Annotated in this window: 12 protein-coding genes; all 12 read right to left on the bottom strand. The window is 54.4% G+C overall.

Translation table 11 applies throughout. The features are described from left to right. Positions 1 to 59: 59 nt before the first annotated feature. The gene (locus tag FZF21_RS04140; protein ID WP_149121067.1) at positions 60 to 2192 is read right to left on the bottom strand and encodes a lysine decarboxylase LdcC; all 2133 of its coding nucleotides are present in this window, start codon (positions 2190 to 2192) and stop codon (positions 60 to 62) included. A gap of 100 nt (positions 2193 to 2292) precedes the next feature. After that, positions 2293 to 3252, bottom strand: a complete 960-nt coding sequence (gene accA, locus FZF21_RS04135) for an acetyl-CoA carboxylase carboxyl transferase subunit alpha (protein ID WP_003856154.1) — start codon at positions 3250 to 3252, stop codon at positions 2293 to 2295. A gap of 12 nt (positions 3253 to 3264) precedes the next feature. After that, the gene (gene dnaE / locus FZF21_RS04130; RefSeq protein ID WP_047740770.1) at positions 3265 to 6747 is read right to left on the bottom strand and encodes a DNA polymerase III subunit alpha; all 3483 of its coding nucleotides are present in this window, start codon (positions 6745 to 6747) and stop codon (positions 3265 to 3267) included. Positions 6748 to 6785: 38 nt separating this feature from the next. Beyond that, positions 6786 to 7382 (bottom strand): ribonuclease HII, encoded by a 597-nt coding sequence (gene rnhB, locus FZF21_RS04125; protein ID WP_047737100.1) that lies wholly within the window; start codon positions 7380 to 7382, stop codon positions 6786 to 6788. Beyond that, complete coding sequence (gene lpxB, locus FZF21_RS04120; RefSeq protein ID WP_003856161.1) at positions 7379 to 8527, bottom strand: lipid-A-disaccharide synthase; 1149 nt, start codon at positions 8525 to 8527, stop codon at positions 7379 to 7381. The genes rnhB and lpxB overlap by 4 nt, the downstream gene beginning before the upstream one ends. Beyond that, positions 8527 to 9315 carry an acyl-ACP--UDP-N-acetylglucosamine O-acyltransferase gene (gene lpxA / locus FZF21_RS04115; protein WP_023295949.1) on the bottom strand — a complete coding sequence of 263 codons (789 nt, stop codon included), beginning with the start codon at positions 9313 to 9315 and terminating at the stop codon, positions 8527 to 8529. The genes lpxB and lpxA overlap by 1 nt, the downstream gene beginning before the upstream one ends. Before the next feature lie 3 nt (positions 9316 to 9318). Beyond that, complete coding sequence (gene fabZ / locus FZF21_RS04110) at positions 9319 to 9774, bottom strand: 3-hydroxyacyl-ACP dehydratase FabZ (protein WP_003856165.1); 456 nt, start codon at positions 9772 to 9774, stop codon at positions 9319 to 9321. A gap of 104 nt (positions 9775 to 9878) precedes the next feature. Then, complete coding sequence (gene lpxD, locus FZF21_RS04105) at positions 9879 to 10904, bottom strand: UDP-3-O-(3-hydroxymyristoyl)glucosamine N-acyltransferase (protein WP_003856168.1); 1026 nt, start codon at positions 10902 to 10904, stop codon at positions 9879 to 9881. Positions 10905 to 10907: 3 nt separating this feature from the next. Further along, a complete protein-coding gene (gene skp, locus FZF21_RS04100) occupies positions 10908 to 11402 on the bottom strand; it encodes a molecular chaperone Skp (RefSeq protein ID WP_006810039.1) in 495 nt (164 codons plus the stop codon). A 123-nt stretch (positions 11403 to 11525) separates the two neighbouring features. After that, a complete protein-coding gene (bamA, locus tag FZF21_RS04095) occupies positions 11526 to 13943 on the bottom strand; it encodes an outer membrane protein assembly factor BamA (protein WP_003856172.1) in 2418 nt (805 codons plus the stop codon). A 31-nt stretch (positions 13944 to 13974) separates the two neighbouring features. After that, entirely contained in the window at positions 13975 to 15327 is a 1353-nt protein-coding gene (gene rseP, locus FZF21_RS04090; RefSeq protein WP_003856174.1) for a sigma E protease regulator RseP, read from the bottom strand. A gap of 11 nt (positions 15328 to 15338) precedes the next feature. Beyond that, positions 15339 to 16196 (bottom strand): phosphatidate cytidylyltransferase, encoded by an 858-nt coding sequence (cdsA, locus tag FZF21_RS04085; RefSeq protein WP_003856175.1) that lies wholly within the window; start codon positions 16194 to 16196, stop codon positions 15339 to 15341. Positions 16197 to 16204 lie beyond the last annotated feature (8 nt).

Here is a 16204-nt window from a genome sequence, read left to right as displayed (position 1 = left end):
CCTTTTTATGATGCCCTGAACGTTACAACCGACAACCCGCCCCTGGCAAGCAGACCCTTTTATTTTAGGACTATCACCCAGTACACGCCGTTATCATCGCGTTTCGCGCCATGAATATCCGTTTCAAAGCCCGGATAGTGGCGCCCCACCGAACAGAGCATCAGCAGGAAATCGAGCACCGCCCGGCTCTCCTCAGTGATCATTTCACCCGGCATCAGCAGCGGCACGCCCGGCGGATAAGGCAGGATCATGTTGGCCGATACCCGCCCGACCAGGTTCTCCAGCTCAACGGTTTCAACCTCCCCTTTCACCTGGCGCTGCCACGCCCTGTGCGGCGTCAGCTTCATTTCAGGCAGAACATCAAATGCCTGCAACATCAGGCGCGGCAGATCGTGCTGGCGGATCAGCCTGTGGATCCCCTGGGCCAGATCCTGAATACGCATATTGCGATAGAAGTCAGGATCTTCCGCGTAGAGATCCGGCAGCATATTCTTCACCCGCAGGTTCAGATCATATGCACGCTTAAACTCCATCAGTCCGCGCAACAGCCCCATCGCGCGGGTTTTATCGATCCCGATGCTGAACAGGAACAGCAAATTATAGGGGCCGGTTTTCTCCACCACCACGCCGCGCTCATCAAGGAACTTCGCCACCAGCGCAGCCGGGATCCCTTCCTCACCCATCACACCCTGCTCATCCATGCCCGGCGTCAGGATCGTCACCTTAACCGGATCGAGGAACATGTGGTCCGCATCGGCATCCCGAAAACCGTGCCAGCTCTCCCCCGGCGCGACGGGCCAGCATTCTGCTTCATCAATCTCTTCCGGCTGCCAGATATCAAAGAACCAGCCGTCCGCTTCATCTTTAAGCCGCTGAACCTCTTTTCGGAAATGCAGCGCCCGTTCCACCGAACGATTGATCAGGCGTTTACCCGGATTACCGCGCAGCATCGCCGCCGCCGTTTCGATGGACGCCACCAGCGGGTAGCTCGGCGACGTGGTCGTGTGCATCATAAAGGCTTCGTTGAAGGTGTCCTCGTCGTACTCGCCCTTGATGTGAATGAGAGACGCCTGGGAAAACGCGGCCAGCATTTTGTGCGTCGACTGCGTTTCGAAGAACACCTTGCCCGGCACCCGCTCGCCGCTCATCCCACTTTTACCCGAGTAAATCGGGTGGAAATTGGTGTAAGGCACCCACGCGGAGTCAAAGTGGATCGACGGCACGTCGAGCGTCTGCTTGATCCAGTTCGTGTTGTAAAGCAGCCCGTCATAGGTGGAGTTGGTGATCACCGCGTGCACAGGCCAGCCTGCCTCGGGGATCGCTGCGATCTTATTTTCAATGGCTTCATGCGCGAATTCACGGCGAGGAATGCCGCCGAGAATACCCAGCGCATTACGCGTAGGCGACAGCCAGAGCGGCACCACGTCGCTCATCATCAGCAAATGCGCCAGTGATTTATGGCAGTTGCGGTCAATCAGCAGCGTACTGCCGGCAGGCGCGGCGTACATCCCGACGATTTTGTTCGAGGTTGAGGTACCGTTGGTCACCATGTAGCTTTGCTCGGCGCCAAAGGTCCGGGCGATGTACTCTTCGGCTTCCAGATGCGGGCCGGTATGATCCAGCAGAGAGCCTAACTCGGTGACCGAAATCGACACATCCGCCTTCAGCGTGTTACCGCCGAAGAAATCGTAGAACAGACATCCCACCGGGCTTTTTTGATAGGCTGTTCCCGCCATGTGGCCTGGCGTACAGAAGGTGTACTTCCCTTCATTCACATAGGTGAACAGCGCGCGCGTGAACGGCGGTGTGATGTTATCGAGGTATTCACCGGTGTACTGCTGAATGCGGGTCGCAATGTCCTCGGCAACGCCGAGTGAGTATTCGAAGAACCACAGCGCCATACGCATATCCTGCGCGCTCACGTCCATGGTCGAGTGAGTGTTGATAAACGCGTACAGCGGAAGATATTCGTTGAGCTTATTGATATCGCTGCACAACTCCATGTCGTATTCGTCCCAGTCGAATATCACGCCACAGATGCGCGGATTGTGTTCGATAAATTTCAGCAGGTCGGCGCTGTTTTGCGGCCAGATCAGCTGGTATCCGCGTGCTTTAAGGGCTTGCTCCAGCTCCTTGATGGGTTCGTCTTTATAAAAGACGCCGTGTGGCCCCATGATGGCAATGATGTTCATGGTTTACCTCCTTGAAAAACATCAGATAAGCATAGTTAAGGTAAACGGCAGGTATAAAAAAAGCCGCAACAATGTGCGGCTTTTAGGATAATTGTGAGGCTTACGCGTAACCGTAGGTCATCAGACGCTGATAACGACGGTTGAGCAGATCTTCTGTGCTCAGCACGTCCAGGTCCGCCAGATCTGCCAGCAGCTGCGCTTTCAGGGAAGCAGCCATCACTTCCGGCTTACGGTGCGCGCCGCCCAGCGGTTCAGGGATAACGGTGTCGATCAGCTTCAGCTCTTTCAGACGTGGGGCAATGATGCCCATCGCTTCAGCAGCCAGCGGCGCTTTATCGGCACTTTTCCACAGAATGGAGGCACAGCCTTCCGGAGAGATAACGGAATAGGTACTGTACTGTAGCATATTCACTTTATCGCCCACGCCAATTGCCAGCGCACCGCCGGACCCACCTTCACCGATAACGGTACAGATGACCGGCACTTTCAGGCGAGACATCTCACGCAGGTTGCGTGCGATGGCTTCAGACTGACCGCGCTCTTCAGCGCCAACACCCGGGTAAGCACCCGGCGTGTCGATGAAGGTGATGATAGGCATATTGAAACGCTCAGCCATCTCCATCAGACGCAGGGCCTTACGGTAGCCTTCTGGTGCTGGCATACCGAAGTTACGACGGATTTTCTCTTTGGTTTCACGGCCTTTCTGATGACCAATAATCATCACCGGACGTCCATCCAGACGCGCGATACCGCCGACGATAGCTTTATCGTCAGCGTATGCGCGGTCGCCTGCCAGTTCGTCAAATTCGTCAAACGCCAGGCGGACATAATCCAGGGTGTACGGACGCTGTGGATGACGCGCCAGCTGGGCGATCTGCCATGCGCCGAGATCGGCAAAGATTTTGCGCGTCAGTTCTACGCTTTTTTCGCGCAGACGATGCACTTCTTCGTCGATGTTAATATCCAGTTTTTCATCCTGACGGCTCACGGCTGTCAGAGAATCGATTTTCGCTTCCAGCTCTGCAATCGGCTGTTCGAAATCAAGGAAATTCAGACTCATAGTATTCCTGTATTAGTCAAACTCCAGTTCCACCTGCTCCGAACCAATGAGGCCACGGAGATCGTTCAGTAAACGATCGCTCGGAGAGACACGCCACGTTGCACCAAAGCGCAACCGCGCACGTGCATCCGCCCTCTGATAGTAGAGATGTACTGGAATGGTCCCCGAGCGGTGGGGTTCCAGAGACTGACGGAGTCGGTTTAAAAGCTGGTCATCAATTTGCCTGTCCGTCAGCGAGATAGCAAGCCCGCGAGCATATTTTTCACGGGCTTCGTCAATGTCCATCACTTCGCGGGCGGTCATTTTAAGCCCCCCGCTGAAGTCATCAAAGCTGACCTGTCCGCTGACGATAAGTATGCGGTCTTTTTCCAGCAATTGCTGGTATTTATCCAGCGCGTCGGTGAACAACATCACCTCCAGACGCCCGGAACGGTCATCCAGGGTACAGATGCCGATACGATTGCCGCGCTTGGTGACCATTACCCTTGCAGCAATCACGAGCCCCGCAGCCGTGGTGATTTTACCACGTTCTGTCGGATGCATGTCTTTAAGCCTGTGGCCGCCGACATAGCGCTCAATTTCTTTCAGATACTGGTTGATCGGGTGCCCCGTCAGGTACAGGCCTAACGTCTCACGCTCCCCATCCAGCACCACCTGTTCTGGCCAGGGCTGGCAGTTGGAATAAGACTGCTCAATCTGCTCTGGCTCTTCCGCCAGCACGCCGAACATATCTGCCTGGCCAATGGCTTCCGCTTTCGCGTGCTGATCGGCCGCTTTCAGCGCATCGCCGAGCGAGTTCATCAGCGCGGCGCGGTGTGGCCCCAGCCGGTCAAACGCGCCGGACATGATCAGTTTTTCCAGCACGCGGCGGTTCAGTTTTTTGGTATCGGTGCGGGCGCACAGATCGAACAGCTCGCGGAAATAGCCGCCGTTGTTACGCGCTTCGATGATCGCCTCGATCGGCCCCTCACCCACGCCCTTGATCGCGCCGATCCCATAGACGATTTCCCCGTCATCGTTAACGTGGAAATGGTACAGGCCAGAGTTAATATCCGGCGGCAGGATCTTCAGCCCCATGCGCCAGCACTCGTCCACCAGGCCAACCACCTTCTCGGTGTTGTCCATATCGGCGGTCATTACCGCCGCCATAAACTCAGCGGGATAGTGAGCCTTCAGCCACAGCGTTTGATACGAAACCAAAGCATAGGCGGCGGAGTGGGATTTGTTAAATCCGTACCCGGCGAATTTCTCCACCAGGTCGAAGATTTTCATCGCCAGTTCGCCATCGACGCCGTTTTTCTTCGCCCCATCCTCAAAGATGGAACGCTGCTTGGCCATCTCTTCCGGCTTTTTCTTACCCATCGCACGACGCAGCATGTCTGCGCCGCCAAGGGTATAACCCGAAAGCACCTGGGCGATCTGCATGACCTGTTCCTGATACAGGATGATGCCATAGGTTGGCTCCAGTACCGGTTTCAGGCTTTCATGCTGCCACTGCACGTCCGGGTAGGAAATCTCTTCGCGCCCGTGTTTACGGTCGATAAAGTTATCTACCATCCCCGACTGCAACGGCCCCGGACGGAACAGGGCCACCAGCGCGATCATATCTTCGAAGCAGTCTGGTTGCAGACGCTTAATCAAATCTTTCATGCCGCGGGATTCAAGCTGGAAGACGGCTGTCGTCTCCGAGCGTTGCAGCATGTCGAAACTTTTCTTGTCATCAAGCGGGATAGCCGCGATATCCAGCGGAGGCTCGCCGTTCTTCTCGCGACGGGCGTTGATCATCTCCAGCGCCCAGTTGATGATGGTCAGCGTACGCAGGCCGAGGAAGTCGAACTTCACCAGCCCGGCGTATTCTACGTCGTTCTTGTCGAACTGGGTGACCGGATGCTGGCCCGCTTCGTCGCAGTACAGCGGCGCAAAGTCGGTGATTTTGGTCGGGGCGATAACCACGCCCCCCGCATGCTTACCGGCGTTACGCGTGACGCCTTCCAGCTTGCGCGCCATGTCGATCAGCGCTTTGACCTCTTCGTCGGCTTCGTAGATTTCCGGCAGCTGAGGCTCAGCTTCAAAGGCTTTCGCCAGAGTCATGCCCGGATCGGGCGGCACCAGCTTAGAGATACGATCGACAAAACCGTACGGGTGGCCCAGAACGCGGCCCACGTCGCGGATAACCGCTTTCGCCGCCATCGTACCGAAGGTGATGATCTGCGAAACCGCATCACGACCGTACATATCGGCCACGTGCTCAATCACCTGGTCGCGTTTTTCCATGCAGAAGTCGACGTCAAAGTCGGGCATGGAGACACGTTCCGGGTTGAGGAAACGTTCGAACAGCAGGTCGAATTCCAGCGGATCGAGGTCAGTGATTTTCAGGGCGTACGCCACCAGCGAGCCGGCACCAGAACCACGGCCCGGGCCTACCGGCACGCCGTTATCCTTCGACCACTGGATGAACTCCATCACGATCAGGAAGTAGCCAGGGAACCCCATCTGGTTGATCACCTGGAGTTCAATATCCAGGCGCTCGTCATATTCAGGACGCTTCTCTTTACGGACCGCTTCATCCGGGAAGAGGAATTCCAGACGCTCTTCCAGACCCTCTTTCGATTTCATGACCAGGAAATCTTCGGTGGTCATGTCGCCCGTCGGGAACTGCGGCAGGAAGTATTCGCCGAGACGCACGGTGACGTTACAGCGCTTGGCAATCTCTACGCTGTTTTCCAGCGCTTCCGGGATGTCGGAGAAGAGCTCACACATCTCCTCTTCGCTGCGCATGTACTGCTGCGATGAGTAGTTGCGCGGACGTTTCGGATCGTCGAGGGTGAAGCCGTCGTGGATAGCGACGCGAATTTCATGTGCGTCAAAATCAGCCGCCTCAAGGAAGCGCACATCGTTGGTGGCCACCACAGGCAGGCCACGCGCTTCCGCCAGGGCGACGGCCGCATGCAGGTAGCTCTCTTCATCCGCACGCCCGGTACGAATCAGCTCCAGGTAATAGCGATCCGGGAAATACTCTTCGTAGAACGAGACGCACTGATCCACCAGCGCGTTATTACCGCGCAGCAGACATTTGCCGACATCTCCCATACGGCCACCGGAGATCAGCAGCAAACCTTCGTTCAGCTCCGCCAGCCAGTCGCGGTCAATCCATGGACCCAGTGCGCCGTAGCCGCGCTGGTAGGCTTTTGAGATCAGCAGAGTGAGGTTCTGATAGCCCGTGTTATTCATGGCTAACACGGAAATTTGCGTCATCTCATCGCCGAGCAGGTCGCTCTGCACATGAAAATCCGCGCCGACGATGGGCTTTAATCCTGCACCATGCGCCGTTCCGTAGAACTTCACCAGGCCACAAAGGTTGGTAAAATCGGTGATCGCCAGCGCAGGCATGCCAAGCGAAGCCGCCTTTTTTACCAGCGGCCCGGTCTTTGCCAGCCCATCGATCATGGAGTAGTCGCTATGCACCCGCAGGTGTACGAAACGTGGTTCAGCCATCTTCAAATCCCGCGTTACTTAATTGCTTGCGTCTTGATTCAGGACACCAGTCCCAGCGCGCGTTTCACCGGGCCAAAGCTGCGCCGATGATGTTCAGTTGCGCCATGTTCAGCCAGCTTTTCCAGATGGAAAGCCGTTGGATATCCCTTGTGCTGGGCGAAACCATACACGGGATAAGTGAGGTCCAGCGCGGCCATTTCGGCATCGCGCGTCACTTTGGCAATGATTGACGCCGCACTGATTTCTGCGACGCGGCTATCGCCTTTAACAACAGCCATGGAAGGCATCGGCAGCGCCGGGCAACGGTTACCGTCGATCAGCACATACTCAGGCACAATCTTCAGGCCAGCAACGGCACGCTGCATCGCCAGCATGGTGGCGTGCAGAATGTTCAGATCGTCGATCTCATCCGGCTCTGCGCGCCCGAGACTCCAGGCCAGCGCCTTCTCTTTAATTTCATCGAACAGCGCCAGGCGACGCTTTTCACTCAGTTTTTTCGAGTCGTTCAGGCCAACGATCGGGCGGGCTGGATCGAGGATCACCGCCGCGGTAACAACGGCACCCACTAACGGGCCACGACCGACTTCATCCACACCGGCAACGAGGTGGGTATGGGGATAAATAAATTCCATCATTGTGCTAACTCCAGCACCGCATCGGCCGCCTGCTCATCAGCATTACAGCGGATCAATTGATGCAGTTCACGGAAGGTATCATGCATCTGGTGGCTGGTTTTACCGTTGGCCAGCAGCGGCAGTAATGCATCAGCCAGCGCCTGCGGCTGGCATTCATCCTGCAAGAGCTCTTTCACCAGTTCGCGACCCGCAAGCAGGTTTGGCAGGGATACGTAATCTGTTTTTACCAGACGTTTTGCCAGCCAGAAGGTAAATGGCTTCATGCGATAACCGACCACCATTGGGCATTTTGCCAGCATACACTCCAGCGCAGCCGTGCCGGAAGCCAGTAGTGCAGCATCGCTCGCAAACATGGCTTGCCGCCCTTTCCCGTCCAGCAGGCGGACGTGAAGATCCGGGGCGACGTCGGCTTTGATACGCTCAAACTGCTCGCGGCGTTTGGCATTCACCAGCGGCACGACCACTTCAAGATCGGGGTAAGTCTTGCGAAGAATTTGCGCCGTTTTCAGGAAATCGGCACTGAGCATTTCAACTTCCGCACCCCGGCTCCCTGGCAGCAGCGCCAGACAGTGCACATCATGCGGGATGCCCAGTTCATCACGCGCCGCGTTTTTATCCGGATCCAGCGGCATGGCATCCGCCATGGTATGACCGATAAAACGGCACGGGACATTAAATCTGTCGTAAAACGCTTTTTCGAAAGGCAGAAAAGCCAGCACCAGATTGGTGGACCGTCCGATTTTGAAAACGCGTTTCTGTCGCCACGCCCACACGGACGGGCTGACGTAATGGATAGTTTTGATCCCCTGCTTTTTCAGGTTCCCTTCAAGGGTAATATTGAAGTCAGGCGCATCAATGCCGACAAATACATCGGGCTTGAGGTCGGTAAAGCGGCGGGTAAGGTCGGCGCGAATATGCAGCAGGCGACGCAAGCGGCCCAGCACTTCGACGATGCCCATCACAGCCAGTTCTTCCATTTCATACCAGGCTTCACAGCCTTCGGCCTGCATCAGCGGCCCAGCCACACCCACAAAGCGGGCATTGGGTACACGGGCTTTAAGCGCGCGGATAAGACCTGCACCAAGAATATCGCCGGAGGTTTCTCCGGCGACCAGGGCGATGGTAAGCGGACGACTGTCGACCATTAACGAATCAGACCACGGGTTGAACGTTCAAAGAATTCCATGAACATCTTCACTTCAGGGTGCTTATTCGCCAGCTCGGCAATTTCCGGCTTCGCCTCTTCCAGCGTTTTACCGCTACGGTACAGCAGTTTGTACGCGTTGCGGATGGCAGTAATCGCTTCGCGACTAAAACCACGACGCTTGAGACCTTCGATGTTCACGCCAAACGGCGTGGCATGGTTGCCCTGCGCAATCACAAACGGTGGGACGTCCTGCGCCACACCGGAGCATCCGCCGACCATCACGTGTGCACCAATGATGCAGAACTGATGGACTGCGGTCATGCCGCCAATAATTGCGAAATCATCGACCGATACGTGTCCCGCCAGCGTTGCGTTGTTGGCGAGAATACAGCGGCTACCCACGGTACAGTCGTGCGCAATGTGCGCATTAACCATAAACAGGTTGTCGCTGCCCACCTTCGTCAATCCACCGCCTTGCGTTGTACCACGATGAATGGTGACGCTTTCGCGAATGCGGTTACGATCGCCGATTTCCACGCGGGTCGGTTCGCCAGCATACTTAAGATCCTGGTTAACTTCGCCGATGGAGGCGAACTGATAGATCTCATTGTTGCAGCCAATGGTGGTATGACCATTCACGACAACGTGAGATTTCAGTACTGTACCCTCACCAATTTCGACATGGGGTCCAACAATACAAAACGGGCCAATGTGGACGTTGGCACCAATGATGGCACCCGTTTCCACAATGGCGGTAGGATGAATAAAGGCGGATTTATCAATCACGTATCAGGCCTCCCGGCTACGCGCACACATCATTGTCGCTTCGCAAACAACTTTGCCGTCAACCATAGCTACGCCTTTGAAGCGAGTCAGGCCGCGACGCGTTTTTTCAAAAGTGACTTCCATGATCATTTGATCACCAGGCACGACCGGACGCTTGAAGCGCGCTTCATCGATACCCGCGAAGTAATAGAGTTCACCCGGTTCCAGTTTACCTACGCTTTTAAACGCCAGAATACCGGTAGCCTGTGCCATCGCTTCCAGGATCAATACACCCGGGAAGATAGGCTTACCAGGGAAGTGCCCCTGGAAGAACGGCTCGTTAACGGAGACATTTTTCACTGCGCGCAGAAAGCGACCTTCTTCAAAATCCAGCACACGGTCTACCAGTAAAAACGGATAGCGGTGCGGCAGAAGTTCTAAAATCTCTTCAATATGCAGAGTATGAGTGTCAGTAGTCAAAATACTCTTCCTGTCAAATGTACTAAGTAGCAATAATAACACGGCCTGCCGGTTTATAAACAAAGCCGACAGGCCGGGAAATTTAGCGTTAAACGGATGAACGCTTAGTCTTGTTGATCGATTTTGCGCTCAATCGCTTTGAGTCGCTTGCTCATATCATCAATATTCATCACCAGTGCAGCTGTTTTACGCCAGACCTTGTTCGGTTGCAGCGGAATACCTGAGGAATAAACGCCAGGCTCAGTGATTGGACGCATCACCATACCCATCCCCGTCACCGTGACTTTGTCGCATATTTCCATATGGCCATTGATCACGCTGGCACCGCCAATCATGCAGTAACGGCCAATTTTCAGGCTGCCTGCCATGATAACACCACCCGCAACTGCGGTATTGTCGCCAATCACAACGTTATGTGCAATCTGGCACTGGTTGTCTATGATAACACCGTTACCAATAATGGTGTCGTCAAGCGCACCGCGGTCGATAGTTGTGCAAGCGCCGATCTCTACACGATCGCCGATAATCACGCGACCCAGCTGAGGGATCTTAACCCAGTTACCCCGATCGTTGGCGTAACCAAATCCGTCAGAACCAATCACCGTGCTGGACTGTACGAGACAATTCTCGCCAATCTCAACCTCATGGTAGACAGAGACATTGGCCCACAGACGAGTCCCTGCGCCAATTTTCGTATTTTTTCCAACAAAGCAGCCAGGGCCAATCACCACGTTATCACCCAAAACAACGCCGGATTCGATAACGGCGTTTGCGCCGACTGATACGTTGTTACCCAGCTGAGCCGTCGGATCAATCGCAGCACTGGCTGCAATGTTCTGTGCCGGCTGCGGCGTGGTATCAAGAATTTGGGCCATGCGCGCATAGGTCAGGTAGGGATTTTTCACTACCAGTGCAGCGCTAGTGGCAAACGGAAGATCGTCCTGCGTCAGCACAACGGCAGACGCCTGGCACTGGGCCAGGTGTTCACGGTACTTAGGGCTTACCATGAAGGTAATAGTGCCTGCTTTAGCAGATTGCATGGACGCAACAGCGGTGATGACGATATCGCCATCACCGTGTAATTCTGCATCCAACTGCTGAGCTAAATCAGCCAGTCGAATTGAAGGCATTACTTATTTAACCTGTTTCAGAACATCAGCGGTGATGTCTTTAACATCGCTGCTGTTGAATGCAACGGCGTTCGCATCAACAACCAGATCGATGCTCTGATCGGCTGCTACTGCTTTAACGGCAGACTGAATACGCGTCACCAGTTTGCCACGCTCTTCGTTAGAACGACGCTGACGATCCTGCTCGAAAGCCTGTGCTTTCTGAGAGAAGGTCTGGCGCTGAGACATGACGTCTTTTTCCAGTTTGCTGCGCTCGCTCGCTTTCATGGTAGAACCATCACGCTGAAGACGCTGCATCTTGGACTGAAGATCACCTTCCATACGTTGCAGTTCGCTCGCACGGCCTTTGAATTCGTTTTCCAGCGTTGCAGAAACACCGGTTTTCTGTGCAACCTGCTGGAACAAATTACCCATGTTGACGATTGCAATTTTATCCGCTGCCTGAGCAGAAGTTGCCATCGCTAAACCGAGACCTGCAGCTAATAACCACTTTTTCACAATTAACTCCTTACCATCCCATTGGCACCCGAGGGGTACCGTTCTTTGCGTGGCAAGGCGACCGTGTTACCGATCGCCGGTTGTCAGCGCTACACTGCCAACGCATTCCATTGCAGCGGATTATTACCAGGTTTTACCAATGTTAAACTGGAACTGCTCCGCTTTGTCTCCATCGTATTTCTTAAACGGCTGGGCGTAAGAGAAGACCAACGGCCCCAGCGGTGACATCCATTGTAATGCGATACCTGCGGACATGCGAATGTTGCTCGGATCGCTGTAGTCCGGAACCCCCGCCGCACGCATCTGGGCGGTGTTCTCCCAGTTGGTGTCCCACACCGTACCTGCATCCATAAAGAAGGAGGTACGCACGGAGTTCGCATACTTATCACTGATAAACGGCGTAGGCGTGATGAACTCGAGGCTCGCCACGGCCATAGCGTTACCACCTACTGCGTCATCAGAGCTACATACTTGCTTAGGATCACGGCTTGCGCAGTTATCTTCGTCATTACCGCCGTAATAAACCGCTTTCGGACCAATGTTATTGGACTGGAAGCCACGCACGGTGCTTGAACCACCGGCGTAGAAGTTTTCATAGAACGGCAGTTCTTTGCTTCCAATACCGTCACCATAACCCCAACGGGTACGACCCAGAACGACCCACTTGTGATCTTCATCAATTGGGAAGTAGGACGCTGTATCCAGCGTGACCTTGTAGAACTCGTTATCCGAGCCCGGGATAGTCACTTTACCGTTCAGGTTGACGCGTGAACCTTCCGTCGGGAAGTAGCCACGGTCAAGACGGTTGTAGGTCCAACCGTAGTTGAAGGTGAAGTCATCCGCGGCGAAACCGTTATCATCGCTGGACGTACTCGCCGACTGACCGATGGAGTCCAGGTAACGCCACATCGCCACCTGCGGTTGCATGTTGGACAGGTCGTTATGCACGTACCCTAAACCTGCGCGCAAGGTGTTGTATTCGTTAACCGGGAAGCCGAGCGTACCATCCAGACCGTAACTCTTGTTGGTATACGAGGAGAGGTCCGCGTCGTCCGCTTTAAAGTCGTTATAGAAGATACGACCGCCCAGGCTTACACCGTCGACGGTGAAGTATGGGTTGGTAACGGAGAACTCAGAGTAGGTCTGGTAGTCGTTTTTCGTCCCGTTGATACCGACAGAGTAGCCCGTACCCAGCCAGTTATCCTGCTGAACACCGACCTGGAAGCTAACGCCACTTTCAGTACCGTAACCAATACCGAAGTTGAAGCTACCGGTATTACGTTCTTTAACTTTATAAACAACATCAACCTGATCCGGACGACCTGGTACACGCTGAGTATCGGTATCGACCGTTTCGAAGTAGCCCAGACGGTTCAGACGCTCTTTACCCTGATCTACCAGATCGCTTCCCAGCCATGCCCCTTCCATCTGGCGCATTTCACGGCGCAGAACGGAGTCTTTAGAGGTATCGTTACCTTCGAAGCGGATCTTACGCACGTAGAAGCGGTTGCCCGCATCAACGTTAACGTGCAGCTTAACGGTTTTATCCGTGTCGTTAATTTCCGGCTGCGTTTGCACACGCGGATACGCATAACCATAACGGCCGAGCAGCTTCTTAATGCTGTCTTCCATTTTGGTGACTTTAGATCCGCTGTACAGATCGCCCGGCTGAATTTTGGTCAGAGATTCAATTTCAGCTGAATGTCCTGCCAGGTTGCCGCTGACTTCAACACCCGAAAGCGTGTACTTATCGCCTTCTGTGATGTTAACGGTAATGTAGATACCTTTCTTGTCCGGAGTCAGACTCACCTGAGTTGAATCGATGTTGAAACGGGCGTAACCGCGATCCAGATAGTAGCTGCGCAGGGTTTCAAGGTCACCCGCCAGTTTCTGTTTCTGGTATTTACGATCGCCTACCACGTTCCACCACGGCACTTCGTCACGCAGCTGGAAGTTGGAGATCAGTTCGTCGGTGCTGAACGCGTGGTTGCCCACGATGTTGATCTGCTGGATCTTCGCAGAAACACCTTCCTGGAAGACCAGTTTCAGGTCAACACGGTTACGTGGCAGCGGTGTAACAACCGCTTTAACGCTCGCGCTGTATTTACCGACGCTGTAGTAGAAATCTTCCAGACCTTTTTCAATGTCTGCAAGGGTTGTGCGGTCCAGAGATTCCCCCACACGAACACCCGATGCCTCAAGGTTCTGCTTGAGCATGTCGTCTTTCACCGATTTGTTACCGGAGAAAGTGATGCTGGCAATCGTTGGACGTTCTTTTACCTGAACCACCAGCGTATCACCATCGCGCAGGACGCGGACGTCCTCAAAGTTGCCAGTGGCAAACAGAGCACGGATGGTGTTACTGATATCTTCATCATTAACCGTATCGCCGGGGCGCACAGGCATACTGAGGAGGGCCGCACCAACGGCGACACGCTGAAGGCCTTCGAAATGAATATCTTTCACTACGAACCCGTCAGCACCGTATACGGTCGCGCTGCTAAACAGCAGCGACGCTATGAGCAACTTTTTCATCGCCATCGTTATTATGCGTTCTTCCTAACTAACTCTCTTACAACCGAGAGAAATCATTGAAAAGTGCAAGCCCCATTAACAGCACCAGCAAAATCGAGCCAATGCGATAACTAAAGTCTTGAACTCGCTCGGATACCGGTCCGCCTTTTAGCTTTTCAATCGCTAAAAACAGCAGATGGCCCCCATCTAATACGGGAAGCGGGAACAGGTTGATTATCCCCAGGTTCACGCTAATCAGCGCAAGGAACATGAGATAGTAAATCACCCCGAACTCCGCTGACATCCCAGCCCCCTGAGCAATCGAAATTGGCCCACTGAGGTTGTTCAGTTTCACATCACCGGTTATCAATTTCCCCAACATGTTGACCGTAAGCTTCATCAGCTGCCATGTTTTATCCGTGGCCTCAACGATGGCGCTAAACGGCCCATACTGGCGTATTGTCTTGTACTCATCTGGCAGTGGGATCACTTTCGGCACAACGCCTGCAAACCCTTCCGCCTTACCGCCGCCCGATTTGGTATCCGGGGTGAGAGTCAGTGAGAGCGAACTCCCCTGCCTTTCCACTTCCAGCGCGAGCGGCTTGCCTGGATTATCGCGCACCAGAGTAACAAAGGTCATCCATTGTGTTAATGGCTGACCATCGACTTTAACGATCCTGTCACCCGCTTGTAAACCTGCTTTACTCGCTGCCGATTTGGCCTGTACTTCGGCTAATACCGGCTCGATCTGCGCGCCGCGCGGTCGAATTCCGAGTGCGGCGACAGGGTCCTCTTTGTCTGGCTCAAAGCGCCAGTGGCGTAAATCCAGCACTTTTTCCTGCCGCTGGTCGGAACCAAATGGCGATACGCTGACGGTTGTCTGCTCATCACCAATTTTGGCAACCAGTTGTAACCTCACGGCATCCCAATCAGGGGTTTCGATACCATCAATCGCTTTAAGTTCCATTCCCGGTGTAATTTGCGCCGTTGCCGCAATAGAACCCGTGGTGATTTCGCCCACAACCGGGCGCACGCCAGGCACGCCGATGATAAACACCAGCCAGTAGGCGAAGATAGCGAAGATGAAATTGGCTACCGGGCCGGCAGCGATGATGGCAGCACGTTGTCCAACAGTTTTATTGTTAAACGCGCGATGGCGAAGTTCCGGGGCGACAGGCTCAACGCGTTCGTCGAGCATTTTGACATAGCCGCCCAGGGGAATCAGAGCAATGACAAACTCGGTGCCATGCTTATCGGTGCGCTTCCAGAGCGATTTGCCAAAGCCAATCGAGAATCGCTCCACCCGCACACCACAGCGCCGGGCAACCCAGAAATGGCCAAATTCATGCACGGTAATCAGTACACCCAGTGCAACAATGAACGCCGCCAGATTCCAGAGAATGCTCAGCATAAAACCTTCCGTTATATCGTCCCAAACACCAGTAAAAGCAGGCAAGCAAATACGGGAACAGCCGCGGTAAGGCTGTCAATGCGATCCAGTATTCCGCCATGTCCTGGAATCAGGTGACCACTGTCCTTAATCCCTGCTTCACGCTTAAACATACTCTCGGTTAAATCACCCAGCACCGATGCCAGCGCCGCGAAAATCGAACATACCAGCAGCGTCGAGGGGGCAACCTCAAGATTCGCCCAGACGCCATAGCCCCAGGAGATAATCGCTGCCGTAAACAGGCCGCCGATGAAGCCTTGCCAGGTTTTACCCGGAGAAACCTTTGGCGCCAGTTTATGTTTACCGAACAGTTTACCAAACATATAGGCCCCGGAGTCAGCCCCCCAGACGAGAATCATCACATAAAGCAGCCATATCGCGCCGCTGTAGTGGTTTTCGTCATAGTGCCAGGCGCGCAACGCAACCATCCCCCAGAAAAACGGAACAATCGTGAGCAGACCAAAAATAAGGCGCAACACTTTAGAGTTACGCCAGATCGCCGCAGAGCCCGGATAGAAAAGCACTAAAACAAGCGCAGCAATCCACCAGGCCAGCGATATCCATAAGGATCCGGCAACCAGCGGCTGGTGAACATCATGATGATATTCAGGCAAGGTATACAGCATCAGGGCCAGTAAAAAACCACAGAGTACCGCCAGCCATACCCGCTGAGTGCGCGAGGTAAAGCCGCTAAGCTGCCCCCATTCCCACGCGGCGAGCATACACACCACCAGCGTAACAATAGCGAATCCCACCGGAGGCAGTAAAAACAGCGCTGCGATGACGACGGGTATTAATACAAAAGCGGAAATCAGGCGATACTTCAGCAAAAGCTACC

The organism is Enterobacter sp. LU1, assembly GCF_008271405.2.
In the GTDB taxonomy this organism is placed as follows: Bacteria; Pseudomonadota; Gammaproteobacteria; order Enterobacterales; family Enterobacteriaceae; genus Enterobacter; species Enterobacter hormaechei_C.
The sequence above is the reverse complement of the archived record's forward strand: the minus strand, read 5'-3'. Positions and strand labels throughout refer to the sequence as shown.